Here is a 202-nt window from a genome sequence, read left to right on the forward strand (position 1 = left end):
TTGTGGGTTAAGGCCCCCAAGAGACTATTGGGTTGATAGGCCGGAGATGGAAGGTCGGTAACGGCTGGAGTTGACCGGTACTAATAGGCCGAGGACTTGTCATGAAGACGCTACGCATCCACTGTGCGGTTCTGAAAGAACCGAACCGGACCATCACAGGTCCACCCGTTGTGCGGGTGGGGTGTGGTGCCTACGGGTTGGT

At 56.9% G+C, this 202-nt stretch carries 1 rRNA gene; it reads left to right on the forward strand.

From position 1 onward, the window contains the following. Positions 1-104 (forward strand): 23S ribosomal RNA (locus tag ADK67_RS17125); the annotation flags it as partial. Between the last annotated feature and the right edge of the window lie 98 nt (positions 105-202).

The sequence above is a fragment of the Saccharothrix sp. NRRL B-16348 genome, from assembly GCF_001280085.1.
Taxonomy (GTDB): domain Bacteria; phylum Actinomycetota; class Actinomycetes; order Mycobacteriales; family Pseudonocardiaceae; genus Actinosynnema.